Source organism: Sulfuricurvum sp., from assembly GCF_036279695.1.
Classification (GTDB): Bacteria; Campylobacterota; Campylobacteria; order Campylobacterales; family Sulfurimonadaceae; genus Sulfuricurvum.
In genome coordinates, this window is the sequence record NZ_DASUIQ010000020.1 from 26,725 (window position 1) to 37,123 (window position 10,399).

Annotated in this window: 3 protein-coding genes and 1 pseudogene; 3 read left to right on the plus strand and 1 reads right to left on the minus strand. The window is 47.9% G+C overall.

Annotation, left to right across the window (positions count from 1 at the left end; genetic code table 11):
• Positions 1-81 precede the first annotated feature (81 nt).
• Positions 82-6,537: pseudogene (locus VFW36_RS12535) on the minus strand (hypothetical protein); the annotation flags it as partial.
• Between the two features lie 210 nt (positions 6,538-6,747).
• Between VFW36_RS12535 and VFW36_RS02695 the strand changes: the two are divergent.
• From VFW36_RS02695 to alaS, 3 genes are all read left to right on the plus strand, one after another.
• Positions 6,748-7,311, plus strand: a complete 564-nt coding sequence (locus tag VFW36_RS02695; RefSeq protein ID WP_329657281.1) for an outer membrane beta-barrel protein — start codon at positions 6,748-6,750, stop codon at positions 7,309-7,311.
• 93 nt (positions 7,312-7,404) lie between these two features.
• Positions 7,405-9,072 carry a 2-isopropylmalate synthase gene (gene leuA / locus VFW36_RS02700; RefSeq protein WP_329657282.1) on the plus strand — a complete coding sequence of 556 codons (1,668 nt, stop codon included), beginning with the start codon at positions 7,405-7,407 and terminating at the stop codon, positions 9,070-9,072.
• A 103-nt stretch (positions 9,073-9,175) separates the two neighbouring features.
• The coding region (gene alaS / locus VFW36_RS02705) for an alanine--tRNA ligase (RefSeq protein ID WP_329657283.1) at positions 9,176-10,399 on the plus strand (1,224 nt) is incomplete at its 3' end.

Genomic DNA, 10,399 nt, shown 5'->3' on the forward strand with positions numbered 1-10,399 from the left:
CGTCGTATCGTTGACGTTAGCCGAAACGGAGGTAATGACTACTTTGGCGGTGGCACTTCGATAGTCGGCGACATCGATACCACCACCTCCGTCTAATGTGTCATCTCCGATTCCCCCTACGAGGGTGTCGGCTCCGGCAGCACCGTTGAGTTTATCCGCTCCGGTACCACCGATGAGAGTATCTCCGCCGTCTCCGGCATAAAGGGTATCATTTCCCGCACCGCCGTCAAGGGTATTGTGCCCGTCTGATCCGCCGTGAGAGTTAGTGGCATTGTCCCCGTACAAAATATCAGCGCCGTCGTTTCCGGATAGCTGATCGGCACCGAGATTTCCGTAGATGATATTGTCCATACCATCCCCATAGAGGGTATCTCCGGCCGTCGTATAGTTTCCGCCGTTGATATTTTCAACGTTTTGTATCGTCTCTGCATTGCCGAAACCGTCATTGAGTATTTGAAGGGTGGAGAGATTGACATTGATCGCTGCGGTAGTTATGGCACTAAAATCAACCATATCGGCTGTTCCCGAACCGCCATCGATAAAATCGACACCGGCACTGGTAAATATCGTGTCGTTTCCGGCTCCACCTTTTAGGGTATTGGCACTGGTATCCCCATAGAGGGTGTCATTTCCGGCACCGCCGGTAATATTTTCAAATTCGGCGAACGTGCTCACGGTTGCTGCAGCTATATTGACATTGCCATTGGTCATGTCAATGATAAGGTTGCTAGCTGAGGAGAGATCCGAAAAGTCTAATGTATCACTTGTACCGGCGACATTTCCGGCTCCGTTATCTCCGTATGCTTTGTCTCCGTCGATATTGGCATAAACGACATCATTTCCGGCTCCACCGTATAGGGTGTCTACCCCGCCTCCGCCTCGCAAGGTATCGTTTCCGGCTTCACCATAGAGGGTTTCCGCCAATGCACCGCCGTTGATAGTGTCGTTTCCGCTTCCCGCGTAGATAGTAGCGAGTACACCGCTATCGGCACCGGTAATGGCATCGGCTCCTGAACCTGATCGGAGAACCTCTATGGTCGTTGTATCTACGACATCGGAACCGTCTCCGTTGATAATACCTGTATTTAAGAGAGCCGTAATAGCGATATTATTGGTCACATAATCGAGAGTGTCTATTCCCGCTCCGCCGAATAGGGTGTCATTCCCCGCATCTCCGCGTAAGCTATCTCCGCTATCACCGGCATAAAGGGTATCATTTCCGGCTCCGCCGGCAAGAGTATTTGCCCCGTCGGCTGTACTATTCGTATTTCCTACGTTGTCTCCGTACAGAACGTCGTTACCGCTTCCGCCCGTAATCTTGTCCGTTCCGAGATTCCCGTAGATACTCATGCTTGCTGTTCCGGCCGTTAGTGAATCGTTGCCGCTTCCGGAATCAAAAATATCAATGCCGCTTAAGACGTCTGCACCACTAGTAGTATCAGTAACATTGGTTCCTGAAGTCAATGTCATATTGGACGTTACGGCACTATAGTCGATTTTATCTGCCGTTCCCGTATCGGTACTGGCATTTCCTCCATAGTAGAAATCGGCTATACCGTCTTGTGTTCCTAGAATAGTATCATTGCCGTCCCCGCCGTAAACGAAATCGCTTCCTGAGCCTCCATTGAGGGTATCGTTCCCTTCATTTCCGTAAAGTTTGTTACTTTGTGTATCTCCTGTGATCGTATCGTTTACTTTGGAGCCGCTGACATCCTCGATATTTTTAATCACGTCATCGTTACCGCCTGAAGCTCCAACGGTTACGGTTGCATTGTTGGTAGTGTTCAAGGTCACCGTAACAGCTTCGGATATAGCACTATAGTTGATAATATCGGTACCCGCACCGCCATCAAGTGTATAAGCTCCGGTATCGAGTAAGGTGTTCACCGTAAAGGTATCCGCTCCGGCACCCGTTTGTATTTTTTCAATATTGGCAAAATAGTCTTTCGCGGTAGAACTTCCGGTTTGGGCGATTGACTGAGCACCCATATCTACGGTAATATTGGTAGAAGCGCTATAGGCACTGTAATCGGCGGTATCTCCGGTAGTGTTTGTCTGACCGTCTAATACGTCTCCGTCAAGATTACCGGTTAGAATATCGTTTCCGGCACCGCCTGAGAGGGTGTTGAGCGTTGCGCTTTTACCGATTAGGGTGTCATTTCCGCTTCCGGCGATAACGTTTTGAATATTGCTTATCGAATCGGTTACTGATGGGGTTGCGTTTAGATACCCTTTTGAGGTATTTAGATTGACGGTAGCATCGCTACCAAATGCGCTGTAGTCGATGCTATTTCTCTCTGATGCACCGCTTCCGCCGTCGATCACGTCACCGTCATAACCCCCCAATACGGTGTCATTTCCGGTTCCAGCATTGATTTGGTCTGCACCGCCGTTACCTTTTAGGGTATCATCACCGGCACCACCGGTCAAAATATTGGCGTTAGCATTTCCAATAAGGGTGTCGTTTTGAGCCGTACCGACGATATTTTCGATCCCATAGAGGGTATCGGTACCATCCGTAGATGCATTGCCTATAACCTGTCCGCTTCCACGAGTCAAATCGGCATCGATAGCGGTGATAGACGCTGAATAATCGGCCGTATCGTTGCCGCTGTCATGGGTTGTATCGGTACCGCCTACAAACGTATCATTACCTGCACCCCCCACAAACGTGTCGTTGCCCGTACCTCCGGTTAAGATATTATCGGCACTGCTTCCGGTGATAGTATCGTTTCCACTGCCGGTGGTGACATTTTGGATATTAGTAAGGGTGTCTGAATTTGTGGCTGTTGCCGTTGTTCCGGTCACAAAAATATTTTTTGATGATAACGTAAGATCGACGCTTAGATTTTGAGTTCGTGCGGAATAATCGGCTGCATTGGTACCGTTCCCCCCATCCAATACGTCTCCGTCGGTATTTCCGGTGAGTGTATCGTTACCGTCTCCACCGGATAGGGTATTAGTCGAACCGCTGCGGCCTATCATGGTATCGTTTCCGAGTGTTCCATAGAGTTCTTCGATACTGTAGAGGGTATCGGTCGATAATGTCGCATCGGATGCATCTCTGAGGTAAACGGAATTGCTGGAGAGATCGGCAAATATATTGTCTATTCCGGCTATGGCGATAGAATAGTCTACCCGATCGGTATTGGAATCGGAGGTGCTTAGGGTATCGTTTCCGTAATAGATGTCACTTCCGCCGGTTGCGAAAAATGTATCATTTCCGCTTCCCCCGATCATAGTATCGGATGCGGTTGAGCCTTTGATGGTATCCGCTAGATTTGATCCTTTTACTATCTGTATATTGCTCAGTGCATCTATCGCACCTAACCCGTCGCTTGCCGTTCCGGCTGATAAATCGACGTTGATAGAGCCGGACGCGGAGTAATCGGCCATATTCTGACCCGATCCCCCCTCGAGGATGTCCGTTCCGATCCCCCCTATAAGGGTGTCATTGCCTGTGCCTCCGTATAGTGTGTCGTTGCCTGCTCCGCCGTTGAGGGTATCGTTGCCACCCATGCCGCTTAAAATATTATCTTCGGTATCCCCGACGAATGTATCGTTGCCCGTAGCACCGATTAGATTTTCGATACTGATGAGGGTATCTATGTTACTGCTGCCGCCGAGCGTTACATGAATATTACCGCTTGAGAGTGAATAATCAACGGTGTCCGTGCCGTTTCCTCCCTCGAAGGTATCCAATCCATCGTTATGGGAAAAGAACGTATCGTTACCGTTTAGCCCCCGCAATGTGTTTGCCGTGCCGTTATTATCGGTGATGATGTCGTCGTGGCTGGAACCGAGTACATTTTCTATCGAGATTAAGGTGTCTTGGTCGCTTCCGCTGACACTGGCTGTCCCTAGAGTAGTGCTCAAATCAACCGTTGCAGCGGTAGCGGCATAGCTGTAATCAACCCAGTCGCTTCCCGACTTACCGTCCAACGTATCATTGCCGTCCAAACCGCTGAGGGTATCTCCGCCGCTGCTTCCGCTAATCGTATTTACGAGCGAATTACCGATGAGTGTATCTCCGAGTGTCGAGCTTGAACCGATGATATTTTCGATATTAAAGAGCTGATCGGTTCCTTCCCCGGTAGCCGAATTGGTGCTGAGGTTCACATATACTTTTGCGGCTGAAGAGCTGTAATCTACACTGTCCCATCCGCTTCCGCCGTTGAGATAATCATCTCCGGAACCGCCTTGGAGGGTATCGTTTCCGCCATGGACGGTTGCGAGGGTACCGTCTATCGTATCGATTACATATTCGACGCTTTGATCGGCTAAGACAGAGATAGTCGAGGTACTGCGGATAGGGGAAGCATCCCCGTAGATGATGTCGTTTTCACTGCCACCCGCCAAGAGATCGCTTCCGGCATAGAGATCTCCGGCGATTACTGAGTCAATCATAACGTCACCGACGATCGTATCCGCGCCTGCACCGCCGTTTACGGTGTCATCTGAGGGTGTTGCGGAAACGGCGGAGTGGTCATAACCGCCGATGAGCAGGTTGTTGGAGTTGTCTCCCGTAATGCTGTCTTTATACTGTGTTCCGGCAACATTCTCAACATTTTTGATAATAGTGGTGGCTGATCCGCCGCTGATATTGCCCAATGAACCGTTGGATGAATTGTTGAGAGTGATAACGAGCCCGTTGGAAGTATTGGAAAAATCGGCCGTATCGGTGTTATCCCCTCCGTCGATCATGTAATCATCGGTGCTTCCGATCAGCCAATCATTTCCTGCTCCGCCATCGAGCCAATCGGCGCCGTTTCTACCCTCTAGGGTATCATTCCCCTCACCGCCCATCAGTTTATTGTTTTCTCCATCGCCTCGGATGGTGTCATCATACTTTGACCCTATGACGTATTCAACCGTTGAAAGAGTATCGTTGATACTTAAGAGTTCTTCCCCTGTCGTGACATCCGCTATCGAATCATAAACAGTTTTGCCGGTTGCACTGCCGGCTTGTAAATCAACCACTACCCCTTTGGCATCATTGGCATACGCCGATCCGGTTGCAGGATCAATAGCTGATCCGTTGGCAAAAAGAAAATCATCGCTGTATTTGGCTAAAAACTCATAACTGACCGTGTCGGCTGTTCCGTCGCCGCCGTCTATCGTATTAGCTCCCGCTCCGCCGGTTAGAGTGTCGTTTCCTTTATTGCCGTTTAGGGTATCGTTACCGATATTCCCGTAAATCGTATCGTTCGCCAGTCCGCCATACACCGTTGAATCGTGTATTCCGGTGTAAATAATATTTTCATTCGGGGTGGAATCGAGTACAAACCCGCTCGGGTATTGTCCGGTATAGGTATAGTCAGATTCCGTGGTTATCGGTTTGACGACAACACCAACGTCTTTAGACGTTGTAAGTGTATCTAGTACCGGTATTACGATTGGACCTTGCGATGTTGCAGGGACATTGGCAATGTCGAACTGGGACGTGAGACTGACCTGCATCAAATAGTCAAAATCTAAAGACATATTGACGGAATCGGGTTCATAGCGGATATAAAACTCTATGATTTCACCGCCGTCTGTCGGGGTGGAGGTAAACCCTGTTCCCGCAGAGAGACTCCATCCTCCATTCACGGAGTTCAATGACGTGCCATCAAGATTAAGTATCTGAAAACCGCTTGATAATCCGAGAATGGATATATCGGTGATTCCAAAACCGACAGGTTGTGAAATCGTCATTCGAACGAGTTTTGTCAAATACGTATCCGTAACATAAACCGGATTATCTGCGGTGATTACTTCAGGATAGGCATTGTTGCGATAGTCAATGGTCTCAGGCTGAAACTGTGCACTTTCTACTTTACTGACATTACCTAACGCACTGCCGGTTCCGCCTAAAACGGTGGTAACACCCGCTGCGGTAGTGTCAGAGCTTTTGATTTGGTAAAAACCGATGTCAAAAGAGAGTGCGGCGGAGACGTCGGCTATATTGTCTTGCGCTTTACTTTGGGTCTCCGTCGAATCATTGTTTTTTTGAGCGGTTGAATCGGCCGTTTGGGTACTGGTATAGTCAGGGGCTTCGGTTAAATATTTTGCGGAGTTATCTTTTGGACCGATCTCATCTTGAGGTTTGATATTGGGCTGCGGATCAACATAGTAGGCATTGTAGTCGGTAACTTTATCATCCGATTTTTTTTGCGCCGCCGCATCTGTTTTTTCGTCGCTGGTAGGGATAATATCTCCCGAAGCTAGAATGGAGTCTTTGGAGGTTTGAACGATATTGTAAACTTTATTCAAAATATCGCTTACGGCGAAATGATCGTTGCCGGGGAGTTTTATAATGGGCGGATTCTCTTCGAACGCCATCATCCCAAGAGCAACAAAAGTAATTGTTCCTCCGTTTGGCAACGTTGCTACCACATCCGTATCTACGATTTGATAGGTTGCATTTGCTAGATTGATAGTACTTTTTAATTCATCGCCTGGGCGTAGATAAACATTGATATTCTCCCCTGCTTTGGGGGTAGTATTTAAGGAAATATTGTTTTTTCCGTAATTTACTTGAAGCTCATTGGACATACTATACCCTTGTTCTATGTGTGCATAAAACGTATTCAAAACACAGATTTTACTAGTTATTATACAATAATGATATTAAACTAATATCGGGATGTTGAGAAAATTTTTTATTGTTAGTGATTGCTGGGTAAAAGAGGATGCTTAAGGATAAATTTCGAATCGTAAACCTATAATATTTTTTAATCGAAAATAGGAAGAAAAAGGTAATAAATGAAAAAAATAGTATTCTCACTATTGCTAGCGTGCGGTTTGATGGCAAGCGAAACCGGATTTTATGTCGGGATCGATGTAGGCAAAGCCAATAATAGCGATAAAAGTACGGCTGAAGGGACTAACTTCAAATACAGTAACGACTACAAAGACATCAAACTAAAACTGGGTTTAGAAGCGGATGAAGTGACGAATATTCAACTGACGTATACTCGCATAACCTATGATAACGGCGTTTTTTATGGTAGCACCGGTACGACTTTACAGGAGGTCGGAATCGATCTTATCAAAGAGTTTGAGGTCACTTCATCTATTTTTCCTTTTTTAAAGATCGGTTTAGGGTATGGAAAAATGGATAGTGAACATTCCGTGATGGGGAGTGTGAACGAAATGAGTTCCAATATAGGCGCCGGTTTGTCGGTCAAACTTATCGATCATGTATCTGCACATGTGGGTGCTGACTATGTTTACCGACATTGGAACAATGTATCGGACGGTTCATTTGTCTATGAGACAAGAGGTTCAGCCATCAAACCGTACGTCGGTCTCAATTTCGAATTTTAATTTTTAATTCGATACAAGTCCTTTTTGCTATAATCACGCCACTCATTTGCCTCAGCAAGGGCAATGGGGAGAGAAAATAGCAAGGAGTTTCGTATGAAACATGCATCAATGGGCAAATACCGCCCGTATCCACAAGTTGATTTGCCAAACCGTGTTTGGCCGTCCAAAACCATCACACACGCTCCGATTTGGTGCAGTGTCGATCTTCGCGACGGAAACCAAGCGTTGATCACCCCGATGAATTTGGATCAAAAACTCTCTCTCTTCAACCTCTTGCTGAAACTCGGATTTAAAAACATCGAGGTGGGATTTCCTTCTGCATCGAAAGTGGAATTTGACTGTTTACGCACTTTGGTCGAGCAAAAACTGATTCCTGATGATGTGACGGTACAAGTCCTCGTCCAAGCGCGCGAACATTTGATCGACAAAACGTTCGAAGCTCTCGCGGGAGTCAAAAAAGCGATTGTCCATTTGTACAATTCGACTTCGGTCGCACAGCGTAAGATTGTCTTCGGAAAAGAGCAAGACGAGATCATTGCGCTGGCTATGGAGGGGGTTGATATGGTCAAAGCCCGCGCCGCTAAACACGATGGCGAGATTATGCTCGAATATTCCCCTGAGAGCTTTACGGGGACGGAACTCGAATTTGCCGCCCGTATTTGTAATGCCGTGACCGATCGATGGGGGATCAGTGCTGAGCGTAAAGTGGTGATTAACCTCCCCGCTACCGTCGAGATGGCAACCCCGAACGTCTATGCCGATCAGATCGAGTGGATGAGCCGACACCTCACCAATCGTGAGTACGTATTGATTTCGACTCACACCCATAATGACCGCGGAACCTCGGTTGCCGCAACCGAGTTGGCGTTGTTGGCGGGGGCGGATCGTGTCGAGGGGACGTTGCTCTCTAACGGCGAGCGTACCGGAAACGTCGATATTATCACGTTGGCACTCAACATGTACACCCAAGGGGTTGATCCTGAGCTTGATTTCAGCGATTTGGAGACGGTCGTACGGGTCGTCGAAGAGTGTACCGATATGAAAACCCATGAGCGTCACCCGTATGTGGGCGAGCTTGTGTACACGGCGTTTTCAGGTTCTCACCAAGACGCGATCAACAAAGGGTTGGCGTATCAACGTGCTAAAGAGGATGCGTTTTGGGAAGTGCCGTATTTGCCGATCGATCCGAGCGATGTGGGGCGCAACTACGAGGGTATCATCCGTATCAATTCTCAATCAGGTAAAGGGGGCGTAGCCTACGTCCTCGAAGATAAATTCGGCTATTCACTGCCGAAGAAGATGCACCCTGAGATTGGAACCATCGTTCAGCGCGTAACTGATGAAGCGGGACGCGAACTCTCAAGCGAAGAGATTTTAGACATCTTCGAGAAAACCTATTTCGGTGAACCGCACGATATCGAGTTTGTCGATTATTCGGTGATCTCGGAGAGTGCGAAAGAGCACTCCGCCAAATGTGTGTTGGAATACACCCATAACGGCAAAGCGATCCGAAGCGAAGGGGTTGGGAACGGTCCGATCGATGCGTGCAAAAATGCATTGATGGTGGAGTATTCCCATAACTTTAAAATCCTCTCGTACTCTGAACACTCACGCGGAGAGCTTTCCAGTGCCGAAGCGGTTGCATACATCGAGATTCAGAGCGAGAGTTTGGATAAATTTTTCGGGGTAGGGTGTGATAACGACATCACGGTAGCATCGATCAAAGCGATGTTCAGCGCTCTTAATCGGGCATTTTCGTAACCTTTTTCTTTTATTTCCCGCGCTTGCGGGGAGTGTTCTAATTCCTCTTTAACTCCATCTTCGCTATAATCGCGCAATTTTTACTAACGGTGAGTAAACCATGATGGATGTCCGCGAAGCTTTTTTAGCCTTTTTTGAATCAAAACAACACGCACGGGTTCCGAGTTCCCCACTTGTCCCCGATGATGCAACCCTCCTTTTCACCAATGCGGGGATGGTTCCGTTTAAGTCGATCTTTACGGGCGATATTCCGATCCCTGCCAATCCTCGTGCGACCAGTGCACAGACGTGTATCCGTGCGGGTGGAAAACACAATGACCTAGAGAACGTCGGTCATACGGCGCGTCACCACACGTTTTTCGAGATGCTCGGAAACTTCAGTTTCGGTGATTACTTCAAAGAAGAAGCGATTGCCCATGCGTGGGAATTTGTCACCGAAGTGATGAAACTCCCTGTCGATAAACTCTGGGTTACCGTCCATGAGAGCGATGACGAAGCCGAAGAGATTTGGAAAAAGCATATTGCCGCGGATCGTATTATGCGTCTTGGGGATAAAGACAACTTCTGGCAGATGGGAGATACCGGACCGTGCGGACCGTGTTCGGAAATCTTCGTCGATCAGGGTGCGGAGCATTTTAACGGCCCTGAGGACTACATGGGGGGAGACGGAGATCGTTTCTTGGAAATCTGGAACCTCGTATTTATGCAGTATGAGAAAAAAGTAAAAGACGGACCGTTGATCCCGTTGCCGAAGCCATCTATCGATACGGGGATGGGGTTAGAGCGTGCTACGGCAGTATTAGAGGGGGCATTGAGCAACTATGATTCAACCCTCTTTATGCCGATTATTCGCAAAGTCGAAGCCCTTATTGGTAAACCTTATAGCTATGCAAGCGGTGCGTCGTACCGTGTTATCGCCGACCATATCCGAACCGTTACGTTCCTCCTTGCTCAGGGGACAAATTTTTCGAACGAGGGGCGCGGATACGTCCTTCGCCGTATTTTACGCCGTGCGGTTCGTCACGGATATTTGCTCGGATTTACCAAACCGTTTATGTTTGAAGTTGCCGACACCGTCGCCGAGTTGATGGGGAAACAATACCCGTACATCATTGAAAAATTGGCGGTTTTAAAAGAGCAAATTATGCTCGAAGAGGAACGCTTTTTCAAAACCATCGCATCTGGGATCGAACTTTTCAACGAAGAACTCAAAAACACCAAAGAGACCTTCAGCGGAGAAGTGGCGTTTAAACTCTACGATACCTTCGGATTCCCTCTCGATTTGACCGAAGATATGTTGAGGGAGAAACATCTCTCCCTCGATGTA